Below are 15,862 nucleotides of genomic sequence, written 5' to 3' on the forward strand. Positions count from 1 at the left end.
CCTCACACCTCAGCCGTCGTCCTCACCACCGTCACCCGGCTGATGAGGAACTCCCCCTCCACCACTACCCGAAACGGCACCCCGGCCACATTGAAGCCGGGGCCGCCCTCGTCGTCCCAGACCTGGGCCAAGGCGTCGAATTCGCGCGGAGTCATCTGCAGCATCTGTGCGCTGATGACGAAGGTGGCGCCGGTCTTCTGCCGGCGCACGATGTCTTCCAGTTTGGCCATGTGGATTCCTGATTCTTGAAGTGGCGTCAAGGGCGGCACGCGCAGATGCGCGGCCGCTGCCTCAACGCGCCGGCAGCAGCGCCATCACGTTGACCGGCTTGCCGTTGCGGCGGATTTCGAAATACAGCTTGACCTTGTTGGTATCGCTGTTGCCCATGGTGGCGATCTGCTGGCCGCGCGTGACCATCTGGCCTTCCTTGACCGTGATCGTCGCATTGTGCGCATACACCGACAGCAGCTGCGGCGTGTGCTTGATGATCACCATGTTGCCGTAGCCGCGAATGCCATGCCCGGCATACGTCACCTTGCCCGCTGCAGCGGCCACCACCGTCTGGCCCTGGGTACCGGTGATGTCGATGCCCTTCTTGTAGCTGTCGGCGCTGGGCGCGGACTTGCCCTGCGTCGGCCACATCCAGTCCAGCTTGGCATCGGCCGGGGCCGGGGCATCGTCATCATCTTGCGACTTGGGCGCTGGTCTGGCGGCGGGCTTGCCGGCATTCTTGCGCGGTGTGGTCTCCGCACCGGAAGAGGCGGACGCACGCGGCGTCTGCCCGGCACCGGTACGGGCCACCACTCCCGCCGGCGGACGCACCAGGATGCGCTGTCCGACTTCGAGATCATCCGGATTGCGCAGGCGGTTCCAGGTGCGCAGGTTGGCCGGGCTCTGGTCGAAGTCGCGGCCGATGCTGTAGAGCGTGTCGCCGCGCTTGACCGTGTAATAGCCCTCGCTGTCGGCCGTGGAGGCGCAGCCGGACAGCAGCAGCACGGACGCCAGCGGCAAGGCCGCCAGCAGGCCCAGGAAGCGGTCAGCCTGTCCCATCAGGCCTTGCCGAACTCGTCGCCGAGCTCCTTGCTGCGATGGGCGGCGGCTTGCAGGGCCTGCACGATGGCCCCCTTCACGCCCGATTGCTCCAGGCTGGTCAAGGCGGCATAGGTGGTGCCACCCTTGGAGGTCACGCGCTCGCGCAGCGTGGCCACGGATTCATCGGAGCGGCGCGCCAGTTCGGTGGCACCGGCGAAGGTCGCCTTGGCCAGTTGCAGGCCGTCTTCCGGCGACAGGCCCAGCTGGGCCGCTGCCTGCTCCATCGCTTCGAGGAAGTAGAACACGTAGGCCGGGCCGCTGCCGGAGACGGCGGTGACGGCGTCGAGCTTTTCTTCGCTGTCCAGCCACAGGGTCTCGCCCACGGCCTTGAGGATGGAATCGGCCTGGGCGCGCTGCAGGGTCGAGACCTGCGCATGCGGTACCACGCCCGAGATACCCTTGCCGATCAGGGCCGGGGTATTGGGCATGGCGCGCACGATGGCCTGGTGGCCATCCAGCCAGCGCGACAGGTCCACCATGCGGATGCCGGCGGCAATCGAGACGATCAGCTGGGCTCCGATGAAGGGCTTCAAGCTGGCCACCACCTCGCGCATCTGCTGCGGCTTGACCGCCAGCACCACCACGTCCGCGTTGGCGAGGGTGCCATCGATGGACTGCGCGGTCGTTACACCGAACTTGTCCTTGAGCGCCTGCAGCGCATCGGCATTGAGATCGACCACGTGGATGTCTTCTGCCGCCGCGACCTTGCCGGCCAGTCCGCCGATCAATGCCGCTGCCATGTTGCCGCCGCCGATGAACGCTATCTTCACTTCCGCTCCTTGTGTCTTGTGTTGAGGCTTGATGATTGGGTAAAAAACTTCACAGGGGCCAAATCGCGTTGCCCCTCACGGGCCATCACGCGTAATGCCTTGCCCCGAAGATGGCGCTGCCGACCCGCACGATGGTGGCCCCTTCGGCCACCGCTGCCTCCAGGTCGGCCGACATGCCCATGGACAGAGTGTCCAACGCCAGTCCGCCTGTGCGCAATTGTTCATACAGGCCGCGAACCGCTGCAAAGGCGGCGCGCTGTTGCTTCATATCGTCGCTGGGGGCCGGTATCGCCATCAGGCCACGCAGGCGCAGCCGGGGCAATTGCGCCACCTGGGCCGCGACCTCGGGCAATTCCTCCGGGGTCAGGCCGCTCTTGCTGGCTTCGGCGCTGATGTTGACCTGCAGACAGATGTTGAGCGGCCCCAGTTCCTCAGGCCGCTGTTCCGACAGGCGCTGGGCGATCTTGAGACGGTCCACCGAATGCACCCAGTCGAAGTGCTCGGCGATGGGCCGGGTCTTGTTGCTCTGGAGGGGGCCGATGAAATGCCATTCCAGTGGCGTCTCCGGCACCAGGGCGGGCAGCGCGGCGATCTTGTCGAGCGCTTCCTGCAAATAATTTTCGCCAAAGGCGCGCTGGCCGGCGGCCACTGCTTCGGCCACCGCCTCCGGTCCAAAGGTCTTGGAAACGGCCAGCAACTGCACCGAGGACGGCAGCCGCCCGGCCTGGCCGGCGGCCTGGGCGATCTGTTGTTGCACGTGTTGCAAGTGTTGAGCGATTGACGACATAATCCGGGAGCCGGAAGGGGCAGCCTGCAGGGAGATAACGATATTGTTGGTCCAACCTTGCCGGGATTATAAATGGACATTGCCACCCTACTGGCATTTGCCGTCAGGAATCAGGCTTCCGATCTGCATCTTTGTGCAGGGCTCGCGCCCTTGCTGCGAGTCCACGGGGCCATTCGCCGCATCAACCTGCAGCCGCTGGACGGCGCTCACCTGCAGCAATCCCTGCTGGCGGTGATGCCCGCGCCCCTGCAACCGCACTACCGCGCCGGGACCGATTGCGACTTCGCCCTGGCGCTGCCGGGACTGGGCCGCTTCCGCATCCACGCCTTCCACCAGCAACGCGGCCCGGCCGCCGCCATCCGCCCGCTGGGCCAGCAGCCGCCGGCATTGGCCGAACTGCACGCACCGCCCGCCTGTGCCGAACTGGCCACCCGCCCGCATGGCCTGGTGCTGGTGAGCGGGCCGACCGGGTCGGGCAAGAGCAGCACGCTGGCGGCCATGGTCAGGCTCATCAATGAGACGCGCCCGGTCCACATCCTCACCCTCGAAGATCCCGTCGAATTCCTGCACACGCCCTGTCGCGCCCTGGTCAGCCAGCGCGAGATCGGCACCCACGTCGCCAGCTTCGCGCAGGCCCTGCGGGCGGCGCTGCGCGAGGATCCGGATGTCTTGCTGGTCGGCGAGCTGCGTGATACGGAGACCATCCGCCTGGCCCTGACCGCCGCCGAGACCGGCCATCTGGTGCTGGCCACACTGCATGCGGCCTCGGCCGCGCGCGCAGTGGATCGCATCATCGATGCCTTCCCCGAAGGCGAGAAGGACACCGCGCGCGCCCTGCTGGCCGAGGCACTGCAGGGCGTGGTCGCGCAGGTCCTGCTGCCGTCCGCTGACGGTGCCGCACGGGTGGCGGCCCATGAGGTACTGGTGGCTACGGCGGCGGTGCGCAACCTCATCCGCGAGGGACGCAGCGCGCAACTGCTTTCGGCCATGCAGGCCGGTGCCGCGCAGGGCATGCAGACGCTGCAGGCATGCCTGTCGCTGCTGGTGCAACAGGGCCGCATCAGTGCGGCGAGCGCACGCGAACACGGCCTGCAGGCCTGATCCCCCGTACGGGCGGCCCCAAGCAAGCCCGCGCACAGCGGTTTAGAATGGCGGCCACACCGATGCTAGCCTCAAGGAACGATCCATGACCACTCTCTACGATTTCCAGCCCAAGCTGGCCGACCAGACGCCCTTCCCGCTGGAACAGCTGCGCGGCAAGGTGCTGCTCATCGTCAATACCGCCAGCAAGTGCGGCTTCACGCCGCAATACAACGGGCTGGAAGCCATCCACCGCCAGTTCCACGCACGCGGACTGGAAGTGATGGGTTTCCCCTGCAACCAGTTCGGGGCGCAGGAGCCGGGCAATGCCGAGGAAATCGGTGCCTTCTGCGAAAAGAATTACGGCGTGAGCTTTCCGCTGTTCGCCAAGATCGATGTCAATGGCGACCAGGCCGATCCGCTCTACCAGTACCTGAAGAAGGAAGCGCCAGGCCTCTTGGGCAGCAAGGCCATCAAATGGAATTTCACCAAGTTCCTGGTGCGCCGTGACGGCACCGTCTTCAAGCGCTATGCACCGCAGACTCGCCCTGAGGAAATGATTTCCGATATCGAAACGCTGCTGGCCGAATAAACCAGTCCACTCTTCATGCCGGCCAGCAGCCCTCGTGCAGCTCGCGCCCGGCAGCGGCCAGCGCGGCCGGCATGAAATACGCATGGGCCATCAGCAAGCGGCCCGGCTGCGCAGGGTCCGGCGCTTCAAGCTCCACCTCGATCTCCTGCCGCGTGTAGAGCACCGGCACTTCCTCGAAGCGGTCCAGCTGCGCCATCATCGTCTCGGGCACTTCCCACACTTCACCGGCGATGCGGCACGGCCCCTGCTCCCACACCAGCGCCGGATAATGCGGCAAGGCCACCAGCCGCCAGCACTGCACGCTGCGAGCCGGGGCCACGAACTGCGCACCGTCCATCATGAACGCATTGGATTGCCCGCGCTTGAGCGAACCATAGACGAACACCTTGGGCACAGCTTCTCTCCTGCAAAGCGCCGTGCAGCCCGCCGTTACGGCAATGCACGGATGATCTGGTAAGCCGCGTCGTGCACCGGCACGAAGTGGGTGGCACGCAGGTTATCCAGGGCCAGCTTCACGCGCAGCGCGTTCTTGTCCAGGAAGACTTCGCGGATCTTGTTGCGAATATCGGCGCACAGCTGGCCCCGATAGACGAAGGGGTCGAAAGGAATCGGCCCCGAACGCCATAGTACCCGCACATCGCTCTTCTTGAGTTGGCCGTCGCTGATCATGCGCGAGAGATTGGTACTGGCCACGAATGCCGCATCGGCATTGTGGTTCAGCACGGCCAAGACCGATTTCTCATGATTGCCTGAATAGCCGATGCGCGAGAAATACTGGTCGAACTGCAGCTTGTACTGGCGCGCAAAGAGGTGGCGCGGGATCAGCGCGCCGGACGTGCTGTCGGGATCGGCCAGCGCCAGCACCTTGCCCCTGAGCGAGGCCACGCTGTCATACGGTCCCTGCTGGCGCGTGATCAACAGCGAGTAATACACCGACGACACGCCTCCCTGCGCTGCAAAATTGGGCTCCACCTGCTCCATCGAGGCAAAAGGCGTAATCTGCGGATCGCCCTTGCGCGCCGTCACGTAGGACGCCGGCCCCAGCCGCGCGACATCGATGGCACCGGCGATCAGTCCTTCGATGACACCGCCGTAGGAGGTCGGGATGATCACGTCCACCGGCATCTTCAACCGTTCGCGCAATTCTTCCACCAGGGGGGCCAGGGCCGATTGCTGGTCGACGTCGCGCCCCTGCGGCACGAAGGAAAAGCGCAGCCGCTGCGGCCGTTCACAGGTGCTGCGGTTGGCGGCCATTGTCGGCATGGCCATCAGCAGGGCGCAAAGCGCAGCGGCGGCCAGGGACAGGGAAGCGATGCGGGTCTTCATGAGAAATCGAAGCTGCCTTTCTGCAGGAGCGGCACCAGCTGTGCTGCGGCGACCGGGCGTTGCAGATAGAACCCCTGCACTTCGTCGCAGCCCATCAGCTTCAGGTGCATGAGTTGTTCACGGGTTTCCACGCCTTCGGCCACCACCTTCAAGCCGAGATTGCGTGCCAGCGTGACAGTGGAAGCGACGATCATGCCGTCGCTGTTGTCGTTGCGGATGTCGCGCACGAAGGAACGGTCGATCTTGAGTGCATACACCGGCAGCGCCTTGATGTGGCTGAGGCTGGAATAGCCGGTGCCGTAGTCATCCAGATAGATGCGCAGGCCTTCGTCGCGCAGCTTTTCCAGGGTCTGGCGCGCCTGTTCCAGGTCGGTGATGAAGCAGCTTTCGGTGACCTCGATCTCCAGCCAATGCGCGCTCAGCTGATGGCGCTGCAGGGATTCACGCACGGTGGCGATGAGGCGCTCGTCATTCAATTGCTTGGCCGAGACATTGATGGCCACCGGTACCAGCGGCAGCCCGTCGGCACGCCATTGCGCCAGTTGCCGGCAGACTGCCTCGATGATCCAGTGGCCCAGCGGCTGGACCAGGTCATGCGTTTCGGCCAGGCCGATGAACTCGCCGGGAAAGATCAGGCCATGCTCAGGATGCTGCCAGCGGATCAGCGCTTCCATGCCGACCACGCGATAGTCCTGCAGCGCCACCTTGGGCTGGTAGTGCAGGCAGAATTCGTTTTCCTTGAGGGCCTGGCGGAAGCGTCCCAGCAACTCCAGCCCGCGCACCGCAATCGCATTGAGCGAGGCATCGTAGAAACGATAGAGGCCGCTGCCAGCGCTCTTGGCGGTGTACATGGCCGAGTCGGCATTGGTCATCAGCGTGGTGATGCTCTGGCCATCGCGCGGATACAGCGCGATGCCGATGCTGGGCGCGGTTTCGACATCGCAGCCCAGCAGGTCGGGATACGGTGCGCGCAGGGTTTCGACCAGCTTGTCGGCAATCTCGGCAACCACTTCCTCGCTGCGGATCTCGGACACCAGCACCACGAATTCATCGCCGCCCAGCCGCGCCACCAGGTCGTATTCGCGCACGGCCGCGCGCAGGCGGCGTGCCACTTCCTGCAGCAGGGCGTCGCCCACGGCATGGCCGAGCGTGTCGTTGATGAGCTTGAACTTGTCGAGATCGAGGAAGAACAGCGCATACAGGTTGCGGCTGCGCCGCGCCCGCGAGAGTTCGGTGGCGGCCAGCTCGTAGAACAGCATGCGGTTGGGGATGCCGGTCAGGTAGTCGTGCGAGGCGAGCTGGTAGGCGCGGCTCTTTTCCTGTTCCAGCTGCTGGATCAGGCCGCTCTTCTCGCGCTCGGAATACAGCAGTTGCTCGTACAGAAAACGGCGACGGTGCGCCATCGCGATCAGGCCGCCCGAGAGCACCACTACCAGCAGCGAGATCAGGATGGCCTGCAGGTAATACTGCCGGTGCGCCGGCCACAGCTTGCCCAGCAATACCTGCTGGTCGCGGCTGACCACCACCGCCAGCGGGTAATGCGCCAGCCGGCGCTGCACGCCCACATGCTGGGCCGCATCACCCGGACGCAGTGCATGGATGAGACCATCGCCCTTGCCGGTCAGCAGGAAGGTGGCGTACTCCTGCCCGGCGTAGTTGGAGCCGCCCGAGAGGATGCCCCCGGCCAGCTCGGCCAGTTGCAGCCCGGCGGTGTTGATGATCTCGATACGGCTGGCACCATCCACGCTGACCTCTTCATAGGTCTTGAGGAAATAGCCCAGATCGAGAATGGCGGCGAAGAATCCCTGCAGCGTTCCCTTGCCATCCTGCAGCGGAATGAGCAGCGGCACGCGCCAGCTGTAGCCGTCGCGGTTCAGGGGTGGCTTGATGATCATCGGGTTCTGTTCGCCGGTACTGGTCAGCGTACTCATGAAACCGGCATTGATGAGACGGCTCAGTTCCGGCTCGCTCTTCTGGCGTGCCGAGGAATAGACCAGCCGTCCGCGCGCATCGAACATGGCCACACGCAGGTAGGCCGAATCGCCATTGAAGAGCGGATTGAAATACGCCGAGGATGATTGCTCGCCATTGAGCATGGACTGCCCGATGCGCGAATACAGCAGGGTCTTGCCCAGCACTTCATCCAGATTGGCCGAGACGATGGCGGCCACGTTGCGGCTGTCGGCCACCGAGCCGGCGATGGCCAGCTGTTTTTCATTCTCGATGCGGATCAGCGTGAAATACCACAACAGCGACAACGCGCCGGCGGCGAGCAGCACCATCCCCGCCGACACGCCCCTGCCCGCGAGCAGTCTGGTCAGCAGCCCTTGTGGCTCGAACGATAACGGCTTACGCAATCCCCACCCGCCTGATCATGGTGCCGAGACCGGCACCTTCGCTTGTCCCTTTTTGACTGGCTGAGGGTAGCGGGCATTTATTTCAAGTGAATGACAAACGCACGAGCATTAACAGAAATTTAATGCTGGCAAACGCGCCGGGGGAACGCTCTTGCCGTGCACCAGATGCTGCGCAAATGATTTATATCGTTTCAGGCAACCGCATAGGCAGCATGCGCAGGCATGGCCTGATCGCGCACATGGGGGATATCGAGCTGGCGCAGCTTGCGGTACAGCGAGGCCCGGCACATGCCCAGTTGCCGCGAGGCGGCGGAGATGTTCCAGCGGCTGCCGTTCAGGGCTTCGATGACGCGGGTGCGTTCATCACGCCCTGGATCGGCGGCGTTGGCCTGGCTGCTGCTCCTGGCGGCCAGGCGCGATGCCGGACGGTGCAGCGGCAGCACCTGCGCCAGCGTGGCGGGCTGGAACTGCATCAGTTCTTCCGGCAGATCACGCAGGGTGATGCGGCCGTCATTCATGACGGCACAGCTGTAGCGGATCACCGCATGCAGCTGGCGCAGATTGCCCGGCCAGGGATAGGCCAGCAGGCGCTGCAGGGCGGCGGGATCGAGCATGCTCTCGTCGGCCGCATGGCCAAGCTCATCGGCGATCATCTGCATCACCAGCGCGGGCCGGTCGCTGCGGTCGCGCAGGGCCGGCAGACGCAGTACGCCACCGGCGATGCGGTAATACAGGTCTTCACGGAAGCGGCCTTCGGCGACCAGGGTTTTGAGGTCCTGGTGCGTGGCGCAGATCAGTTGCACATCCACCGGTACCGGACGCAATGCCCCCAGCGGAATCACTTCGCGTTCGGAGAGCACGCGCAAGAGGCGTGTCTGCAGGGCGAAGGGCATGTCGCCGATTTCATCGAGGAAGAGCGTGCCGCCATCGGCCTGCTGGACCTTGCCCTTCATGCCGCCGGGCAGCGCACCGGAGAAGGCCCCCTTGGCGTAGCCGAACAATTCGCTTTCGGCCAGGCTCTCGGGGATGGAGGCGCAGTTGATGGCGATCCAGCTGGCGCGGCGGCGCGCGCTGTAGTCATGCAGGGCGCGCGCGAGGTATTCCTTGCCGGTACCGGTCTCGCCCAGGATCAGCACGGGAATGCCGCGATCGATCAGGCGCTTGCCGCGCTCGACCAGGTCGCGCATCAGCTCGTCGCCGGCGGCGAGCTGGCCGATGTCGCGATAGCGCGGGGCGTGGCGCGTGGAAGCCGAAAGGGGTGCGGGGGTGAGGCAAACGTCACTGTCAGGCAAGGGCTGCGCTACCGGGGTGGTCGGCATGATGGTCTCCTGTCTTGGACTGCTTTTTTTATCGAGCCGGCTTCCCTCGGGACCGGTTCTTTATGCGCGGGAAGCCGCCTGGGGCGGGCCCGGAGATGTGTCGCAACGGCACGTCTGCGGCAAAGAATAGCCAGTCCGATCCATGACTTCCAATACAATGTACAGACAGAATCAATACCTTGAAGGTATCAAATGATCGAATTGAGACACCTCACCTATTTCCGCACCGTAGCAGAAACCCTCCATTTCGGACGCGCGGCAGAGTTGCTGCATATCTCGCAACCGCCGCTGACACGGCAGATTGCGGCGCTGGAGAGGGAGTTGGGCGCGCAATTGTTCGACCGCAGCAAACGCGCCATCCAGCTGACGTCAGCGGGCAAATATTTTTATCGCGACACCACAGAAATTTTCAAGGCACTGGAGCGGGCCAAGCGCAATGCGGCCTCGTCCAGCACCGGGCAGAGCGGTGCGCTGAAGGTGGGGTTCATGATGTCCTCGGCCTACAACATCCTGCCGGCGGTGACGCGCCATTATTCGGCGGCCTATCCGGAGGTGGACATGCGCCTGAGCGAATACGTGCCCAACCTGCTGGCCACCGACCTCGAGGATGAGAAGATCGACGTGGGCATCATGTATCGGCCGGAGGATTGCCGCCGGCTCGACAGCCACACCATCTATGCCGAACCCTTGCTGGCGGTGCTGCCGCGCGGGCACCGGCTGGCGCACAAGCCCGACATCTCGGCCGCCGAGCTGGCCGAGGATGCCTTCATCAGCATTCCGCGTCCGATTGCGCCGGTGGTGTATGACCTGATCCAGCAGCATTGCCAGCTGCATGGTTTCCGTCCCCGCATCGTGCTGGAGACCAACCTGCAGCAGACCATCGTCAACCTGGTCGGTGAAGGCCTGGGCGTGGCCCTGGTGCCGACCTCGATGCAGGCCATGCATCTGGACACCACGGTCTTCAAACCGCTCATCGGTGCGCCGACGGTGGAGGTGGCGGTGATCTGGAACCGGGAGAATACCAATCCCTGCATACGGACGTTTGCGGAGACGGCGGTGGAGGTGTGGGGGAAGATGCAGACCGGCTAGGCCCAGTTCGCAATCAATACCCGCGATCTTTGCTCAGATAGAACTTGTGATGGTCATCAAGGAAGACGACGTAGAAGGTGTTGGCGCAGAATGCGTAGCCGTTGTGCTGCTTGCCCGCATACGCCTTGGGAATGACAAAGCCGCAAAGCCGTGAAGACCAATCCAGCCGGAAGCGCGCCCAACATGCCTCGTGCGGCACATGCTTGGGATGGACGAATTCGGACCGCGCCGGAAAGCCGCCATACAAGGACAACACGCTTCCGGTCTTGCCAACGGGTTGCCTTGTCCAGTAGTCCAGTGATTCCCTGGTGAACTCCTTGAGCTTCTGCATGAAAGCCACCAGCTGCTCCCTGGACCACTGGCTGAAATCCTGGCCCGCAGCCTGATGCTCGAAATACGAGAAGTTGAATTTGCAACGCGCTGACAAGCTGTCTGACGGATGCTCAATGCTGCACGTCGGTATCGACGCCAGGAAATTCTGCTTGGCCTGATTCTTGAACCTCGTCATAAGCGCGGGACTCCCCCTACTCTGCCTTCGTTATACACAGGAATGATGGATCGATCATTGCGGAGCATTTCTCCGGGGATCTCATCGAGCCGGTAAGCATAACTGGCGTTGTTTTCCTTGTTGACCAGATAGGTCCGATACTTGCCGCAGATATCGAGAATTTCCGAGTTGTGGGCGCTGAAGAGGAACTGCGCGCCATGGCCATTGATTTCCTCATCGAGGAAAAGGCGCAGGATCTTGGGCAGGATATGGGGGTGCAGGTAGATATCGAATTCATCCAGCACCAGGACGCTGCCCTCGGCAATGGTGAGGAAATACGCCAGCATCAGGCGGTAAAGATAAAGCGTTCCGCTCGATTCGGTGCTGGGTGTGACCATTTCGGTCTTATTGCCCACCTTGTGATGGAAGACCGGAAAATAGCGCTTTTCCTTGTCGACGCTTTCCTCGACAGAGATGGTGATATCGGAAATGCCGACGTCGCACTCCTGCAGGAATTGCACTGCCTGCCGCAGATAGGAAGGTTGATCGACAAAGAATCGTGAGACCGTGTTGGCGTCAAAAATCCTTCCGCGTGTCGAGAATCCGGACTGCGTGACATTGAAGCGGATGCGGCTGAAGAATTGGTGCACGCCCTTGAGCGCATCGCCTCCGTGCTGATTTGAAATGGAGATCACGGATGCATTGGAACGGATCTTGATGGAAGACAGGTAATGGAGGCGCTTCACCGGATGCACCTCGTCGCCAAGACGCTCGAACAACAAGGTCTTGCGCTTGACCGTCTCATAGAGCGCTTCACGCACCACCTTCTTCCTGGTCACCGACAGTTCGTACAAGTACTGCGCCTCCTCCGTGCGAAATTCGACGTAAAACTCGGTGGGCTTTTTGGACGAGAAAAAGGGATCGATTGCGATCTCGGCGTCAGGATTTTCGCTGAATGAACTGGAGGCAAAACTGCCGACAAAGGCGAGCGCTTTCAGTAGATGCGTCTTGCCGCTGCCATTGGCCCCCTTGACGCACATGACGGTCGCGAAGTCGCGTCCTGAACGGACCGTTTCCGGCGTCTTGGAATCCAGCTTGAAGGAAACCGACGTCCCTTCCTTGAAGGACAAGAAGTTCTTGAATCCGAATTCGAGCAGCATTCTTGATCCACTTTCATGACAATTTTTGTCTAAACAAGCAAACAAGATATGCGAATTTCCTCCGGGAGACAAGTTTCATCATTGCCGGGACGATGAAAAAAGCCCGGACGTTCTTGCACGTCCGGGCATCAAACCGCAGCAGGTCGGCTTCCACGCCCGCCTGGCCGCGGTCAACAAACAAGGTTCAACAAGCGGCACTCAGCCGACACAGCGCAGCGACAGCCCGCCATCGACGATCATGTCCAGCCCGGTGATGTAGCGCGCGTTGTCGGAAGCGAGGAACAGCGAGGCATGCGCCACGTCCCACGCATCCCCCATGAAGCCCATCGGACATTGCGCATTGCGCTTGGCGCGCATCTCCTCGATGTCGCCGCCATAGGAAGCCTTGAGCGGCTCGCGGATCATGGGCGTGTCCATCATGCCGGGCAGCACGCAATTGGCGCGGATGCCCATGGGTGCATACTGCATCGCCACGTTCTTGGTGAAGGCCAGGATCGCCGCCTTGGTCGCCGTATAGCCCAGGTAGGGAAAACCGATCCAGCGTAAAGCCGCCATCGAGGAGATGTTGACGATGGCCCCTTTCCCCTGCTTCTCCATGATGGGCAACACGTACTTGTGCGTCAGGAACAGGCTGGTCTGGTTGACCGCCACCAGCCGGTTCCAGCTTTCTTCGCTGGTCTCCACCGGCCCACCGACTTCGGCGATACCGACGTTGTTGTGCAAGACGTCGACCCGCCCGAAATGCGCCATGGCCGCCTCCGCAATGGCTTTCACATCGGCGCTGCGCGAGACGTCCGCCGCCAGTACTTCACACACGCCGCCTTCGCGGCGGATGATCTCCTGGGTCTCCAATGCCGCTTCGATGCTGCGATCCACCGCCAGCACCCGGCCGCCCTCGCGCGCATACAGCACGGCAGCGGCCTTGCCGTTGCCCCAGCCCTCGCCCACCGAACCGGCACCGGTGACGATGATGGCCTTGTCTTGCATGAGCTTGTCCATCGATGTCCTCTCAGATTTCCAGCACGCCGCCCGCGACGAAGCCGCCATCGACCGGAATCACGTGGCCGGTGATGTAGGCCGACTCCTCCGCCGCCAGATAGCAGACCGCCGAGGCGATTTCATCGGTGGTGCCATAGCGGCGCATCGGGACCAGGCGGTAATAGCTCTCGCGCGTCTGCTCCGAATGCATGGCCTGGGTCATGGGCGTGTCGACCGGACCGGGTGCGACACTGTTGACGGTGATGCCGTACTGCGCCAGCTCGATGGCCATCTGGCGCGTGAGCCCGATGACCGCCGCCTTCGAGGTGCCATAGGCCGTGCGGCCGGCACCGGCGCGGATGCCCGAGATGGAAGAGATGTTGACGATGCGCCCCCAGCCTTTGCTGACCATCAGCCGCGCCGCATGCTGGCCCGCCAGCAGCACGCCGGTCACATTGACGTTCATGGTCTGCAGCCAGTTGTCGAGTGGATAGTCCAGGAAGGAATAGGTGCGCGCCACGCCCGCATTGTTGACCAGTACGTCACAGCGTCCGTAATCCTTTTCGATGTGGGCGAAGGCCTGGGCAATCGCCTCCGGGCTGCCCAGATCCATCTGCAGCGCGGCTGCGCGATGGCCGGCAGCCACCAGCGCATCGGCGGTCTTGGACGCCGCTTCCAGGTTGATGTCGGCCACCAGGACGGTGTGTCCCTTGGCGGCCAGTTGTGCGGAAATGCTGGCGCCGATGCCCATGGCTCCGCCCGTCACGAGCGCCACGCGGGCGCCGCTATCATTGCGATTCATATTGTCTCCGTGGATGTGGGCGGCCCCGCAAGGAGGTGGGGCCGCCGTTTTTAATTCGTCGTTGGCAGGTCAATCAAGGAAGCTTCCCGATCGCTCGCAAGACTCATGCGGGGATCAGAGGAAACCGATGGAAATCCAGGGCACGAAGGCCACCACCAGCAGCGCCACCACCAGCGCCGCCAGGTAGCCCCAGACCCGGTTGAAGACGCCATCCGGCGAGACCTTGCCGATGGCGCATGCGGCATAGAAGCCGACCCCGAAAGGCGGTGCGAACAGGCCGATGCCCATGGCCAGGATCACCACCATCGCATAGTGCACGTCATGCACGCCCAGCGAACGCGCCACCGGGAACAGCAGCGGCCCGAACAGCACGATGGCGGGAATGCCTTCCAGCAGGCTGCCCAGCACGATGAAGATGACGATGGTGATCAGCAGGAATCCGGCACCGCCACCGGGCACGCCCTGCATCAGCGCCACCAGCTTGGCCGAGAAGCCCGATTGCGTGAGCGCCCAGGCCATCGCGGTGGCCATGCCGATGATGAGCAGGATGGCGCCCGACAAGGCCGCCGATTCGATCAGCATGGGATAGAGCCGCTTGAAGTTCAGGTGCTTCAGGAACAGGTGCATGATCAGCCCGACCACCACCGTATAGGCCACGCCGATGGTGGCCACTTCGGTTGCCGTGGCGACGCCTTCGATGACGGCCACGCGGATGAGCATGGGCAGCGCCAGCGCCGGAATGGCCGCGATCAGGGTCTTGACGATCAGCGAGACCGGCGCGCGCTGCACATCCGGCATCGGCTCGCGGCGCGCACGCATCCAGCACACGACCGCAATGGCGATGGTGGCAATCGCGGCCGGCATCAGGCCGCCAATGAACAGCGCCGTGATCGGCACGCTGCAGACCGCACCGATGGTGATGAGCACCAGGCTCGGCGGAATGGTTTCGGTCATGGCACCGGAGGAGGACAGCAAGGCCACCAGTTCTTCCGGCTTGGAACCGCGCTTCTTCATCTCGGGGAACAGCGCCGGGGCAATCGCGGCCATGTCGGCTGCCTTGGAACCGGAGATGCCGGAGACCAGGAACATCGCCCCCAGCAGCACGTATTGCAGGCCGCCGCGCACGTGGCCCAGCAGCGCGGCCATGAAGTCGATCAGGGTCTTGGCCAGGCCCGACATTTCCAGCAAGGAGCCCAGCAGCACGAACAGCGGCACCGACAGCAGGATCAGGCTGGACATGCCCTCGTCCATGCGGCTGACCACGATCATCAGCGGAGCCGTGGTGGCCAGGGCCAGATAGGCCATGGTGGCCGTACCGAAAGCAAACGCGATGGGAATGCCCCCGGCCACGCATACGCCGATGAGCAGCACGAAGAACACGATCAGGTTGTAATTGCCCATGCTCAGCAGCATGGGCTTGGCCAGCCACAGCGCGCCCGCAATCACGGCCACCACGGCCAGGGCGGAGAGCAGCAGGCGCATCGTCGTCATGGCGGCCATGCGCGAGACCGCCGCCAGCAGCATCAGGATCGCGCCGACCGGCAGGGCTGCGGCGCGCAGGCCATCGGGAATTTCCAGCGCCGGTGTGGTGATCGGCATCTGCTCCACCGCATGGTCCACGGCCGGGTGGATCACCATCAGCACGAAGATGCAGACCACCAAAGCAGCCACCGTTTCGAGCCACACGCGGCCTTTCTCGGAACACTTGTTGATGATGGCGGTGAGCCGCATGTGCTCGCCGCGATCCAGCGCCAGCACGGCCCCCAGCATCGACAGCCAGATGAAGAGGATCGAGGCCAGTTCATCCGACCACACCAGCGGGTCATGCAGCGCATAGCGGTAGATCACGCCGGTCAGCAGCACCACGGTTTCAGCCACCACCAGGGCGGCGGCTACGGCACCGACCACGTGCATCACCATGCGATTGAATGCGACCAGCGCGCGCGCAGCCGGGTTCATGTTGACCGGGGTGCGGTAAGTCATTGCAGCTTCCATCATCAAGCTCCAGCGAAATGGATTCAGG

16 protein-coding genes are annotated in these 15,862 nt (G+C 63.4%); 3 read left to right on the top strand and 13 right to left on the bottom strand.

Translation table 11 applies throughout. The annotated features are described in order from the left end of the window. Positions 1–2 precede the first annotated feature (2 nt). From E2K99_RS19435 to E2K99_RS19450, 4 genes are all read right to left on the bottom strand, one after another. Positions 3–230 (bottom strand): hypothetical protein, encoded by a 228-nt coding sequence (locus E2K99_RS19435; RefSeq protein WP_134136588.1) that lies wholly within the window; start codon positions 228–230, stop codon positions 3–5. 61 nt (positions 231–291) lie between these two features. Beyond that, positions 292–1,050 carry a peptidoglycan DD-metalloendopeptidase family protein gene (locus tag E2K99_RS19440; RefSeq protein ID WP_134223259.1) on the bottom strand — a complete coding sequence of 253 codons (759 nt, stop codon included), beginning with the start codon at positions 1,048–1,050 and terminating at the stop codon, positions 292–294. After that, on the bottom strand, positions 1,050–1,862 hold the full coding sequence (gene proC, locus E2K99_RS19445) for a pyrroline-5-carboxylate reductase (RefSeq protein WP_121043767.1): 813 nt from the start codon (positions 1,860–1,862) through the stop codon (positions 1,050–1,052). Before proC ends, E2K99_RS19440 begins: the two co-directional genes overlap by 1 nt. 85 nt (positions 1,863–1,947) lie before the next feature. After that, on the bottom strand, positions 1,948–2,649 hold the full coding sequence (locus E2K99_RS19450) for a YggS family pyridoxal phosphate-dependent enzyme (RefSeq protein WP_134223260.1): 702 nt from the start codon (positions 2,647–2,649) through the stop codon (positions 1,948–1,950). A 72-nt stretch (positions 2,650–2,721) separates the two neighbouring features. Here E2K99_RS19450 and E2K99_RS19455 point away from each other — a divergent pair, with 72 nt between their 5' ends. After that, a complete protein-coding gene (locus E2K99_RS19455) occupies positions 2,722–3,750 on the top strand; it encodes a type IV pilus twitching motility protein PilT (protein WP_134223261.1) in 1,029 nt (342 codons plus the stop codon). Between the two features lie 85 nt (positions 3,751–3,835). Next, on the top strand, positions 3,836–4,321 hold the full coding sequence (locus E2K99_RS19460) for a glutathione peroxidase (protein ID WP_039786962.1): 486 nt from the start codon (positions 3,836–3,838) through the stop codon (positions 4,319–4,321). A gap of 13 nt (positions 4,322–4,334) precedes the next feature. Here E2K99_RS19460 and E2K99_RS19465 read toward each other — a convergent pair whose 3' ends face one another. From E2K99_RS19465 to E2K99_RS19480, 4 genes are all read right to left on the bottom strand, one after another. Next, entirely contained in the window at positions 4,335–4,715 is a 381-nt protein-coding gene (locus E2K99_RS19465; RefSeq protein WP_121043776.1) for a gamma-glutamylcyclotransferase family protein, read from the bottom strand. 35 nt (positions 4,716–4,750) lie between these two features. Next, on the bottom strand, positions 4,751–5,647 hold the full coding sequence (locus E2K99_RS19470; RefSeq protein WP_134223262.1) for a phosphate/phosphite/phosphonate ABC transporter substrate-binding protein: 897 nt from the start codon (positions 5,645–5,647) through the stop codon (positions 4,751–4,753). Continuing rightward, complete coding sequence (locus E2K99_RS19475; protein ID WP_134223263.1) at positions 5,644–7,929, bottom strand: bifunctional diguanylate cyclase/phosphodiesterase; 2,286 nt, start codon at positions 7,927–7,929, stop codon at positions 5,644–5,646. The genes E2K99_RS19470 and E2K99_RS19475 overlap by 4 nt, the downstream gene beginning before the upstream one ends. Positions 7,930–8,195: 266 nt before the next feature. Further along, positions 8,196–9,323 carry a sigma-54-dependent Fis family transcriptional regulator gene (locus E2K99_RS19480; protein WP_134223264.1) on the bottom strand — a complete coding sequence of 376 codons (1,128 nt, stop codon included), beginning with the start codon at positions 9,321–9,323 and terminating at the stop codon, positions 8,196–8,198. Positions 9,324–9,515: 192 nt separating this feature from the next. Between E2K99_RS19480 and E2K99_RS19485 the strand changes: the two genes are divergently transcribed. Then, positions 9,516–10,412, top strand: a complete 897-nt coding sequence (locus E2K99_RS19485) for a LysR family transcriptional regulator (RefSeq protein WP_039786956.1) — start codon at positions 9,516–9,518, stop codon at positions 10,410–10,412. A 13-nt stretch (positions 10,413–10,425) separates the two neighbouring features. Here E2K99_RS19485 and E2K99_RS19490 read toward each other — a convergent pair whose 3' ends face one another. The 5 genes from E2K99_RS19490 to E2K99_RS19510 form a co-directional block, all read right to left on the bottom strand. After that, a complete protein-coding gene (locus E2K99_RS19490; protein WP_039786954.1) occupies positions 10,426–10,920 on the bottom strand; it encodes a hypothetical protein in 495 nt (164 codons plus the stop codon). Continuing rightward, the gene (locus tag E2K99_RS19495; protein WP_134223265.1) at positions 10,917–12,059 is read right to left on the bottom strand and encodes an AAA family ATPase; all 1,143 of its coding nucleotides are present in this window, start codon (positions 12,057–12,059) and stop codon (positions 10,917–10,919) included. The genes E2K99_RS19490 and E2K99_RS19495 overlap by 4 nt, the downstream gene beginning before the upstream one ends. A gap of 198 nt (positions 12,060–12,257) precedes the next feature. Beyond that, on the bottom strand, positions 12,258–13,058 hold the full coding sequence (locus E2K99_RS19500) for an SDR family NAD(P)-dependent oxidoreductase (protein WP_134223266.1): 801 nt from the start codon (positions 13,056–13,058) through the stop codon (positions 12,258–12,260). A gap of 10 nt (positions 13,059–13,068) precedes the next feature. Then, positions 13,069–13,839 (bottom strand): SDR family NAD(P)-dependent oxidoreductase, encoded by a 771-nt coding sequence (locus E2K99_RS19505; protein ID WP_121043794.1) that lies wholly within the window; start codon positions 13,837–13,839, stop codon positions 13,069–13,071. Positions 13,840–13,953: 114 nt separating this feature from the next. Beyond that, positions 13,954–15,837 carry a TRAP transporter large permease gene (locus E2K99_RS19510; protein ID WP_134223267.1) on the bottom strand — a complete coding sequence of 628 codons (1,884 nt, stop codon included), beginning with the start codon at positions 15,835–15,837 and terminating at the stop codon, positions 13,954–13,956. Positions 15,838–15,862 lie beyond the last annotated feature (25 nt).

The sequence above is a fragment of the Herbaspirillum huttiense genome (genome assembly GCF_004367745.1).
Taxonomy (GTDB): domain Bacteria; phylum Pseudomonadota; class Gammaproteobacteria; order Burkholderiales; family Burkholderiaceae_D; genus Herbaspirillum; species Herbaspirillum huttiense.

Excerpts from the sequence above, each read along its gene's own strand:
- E2K99_RS19435 (WP_134136588.1), bottom strand. The coding sequence starts at position 230 with ATGGCCAAACTGGAAGACATCGTGCGCCGGCAGAAGACCGGCGCCACC.
- E2K99_RS19440 (WP_134223259.1), bottom strand. The coding sequence starts at position 1,050 with ATGGGACAGGCTGACCGCTTCCTGGGCCTGCTGGCGGCCTTGCCGCTG.
- E2K99_RS19450 (WP_134223260.1), bottom strand. The coding sequence starts at position 2,649 with ATGTCGTCAATCGCTCAACACTTGCAACACGTGCAACAACAGATCGCC.
- E2K99_RS19455 (WP_134223261.1), top strand. The coding sequence starts at position 2,722 with ATGGACATTGCCACCCTACTGGCATTTGCCGTCAGGAATCAGGCTTCC.
- E2K99_RS19460 (WP_039786962.1), top strand. The coding sequence starts at position 3,836 with ATGACCACTCTCTACGATTTCCAGCCCAAGCTGGCCGACCAGACGCCC.
- E2K99_RS19470 (WP_134223262.1), bottom strand. The coding sequence starts at position 5,647 with ATGAAGACCCGCATCGCTTCCCTGTCCCTGGCCGCCGCTGCGCTTTGC.
- E2K99_RS19475 (WP_134223263.1), bottom strand. The coding sequence starts at position 7,929 with ATGGTGCTGCTCGCCGCCGGCGCGTTGTCGCTGTTGTGGTATTTCACG.
- E2K99_RS19480 (WP_134223264.1), bottom strand. The coding sequence starts at position 9,323 with ATGCCGACCACCCCGGTAGCGCAGCCCTTGCCTGACAGTGACGTTTGC.
- E2K99_RS19485 (WP_039786956.1), top strand. The coding sequence starts at position 9,516 with ATGATCGAATTGAGACACCTCACCTATTTCCGCACCGTAGCAGAAACC.
- E2K99_RS19490 (WP_039786954.1), bottom strand. The coding sequence starts at position 10,920 with ATGACGAGGTTCAAGAATCAGGCCAAGCAGAATTTCCTGGCGTCGATA.
- E2K99_RS19495 (WP_134223265.1), bottom strand. The coding sequence starts at position 12,059 with ATGCTGCTCGAATTCGGATTCAAGAACTTCTTGTCCTTCAAGGAAGGG.
- E2K99_RS19500 (WP_134223266.1), bottom strand. The coding sequence starts at position 13,058 with ATGGACAAGCTCATGCAAGACAAGGCCATCATCGTCACCGGTGCCGGT.
- E2K99_RS19505 (WP_121043794.1), bottom strand. The coding sequence starts at position 13,839 with ATGAATCGCAATGATAGCGGCGCCCGCGTGGCGCTCGTGACGGGCGGA.
- E2K99_RS19510 (WP_134223267.1), bottom strand. The coding sequence starts at position 15,837 with ATGATGGAAGCTGCAATGACTTACCGCACCCCGGTCAACATGAACCCG.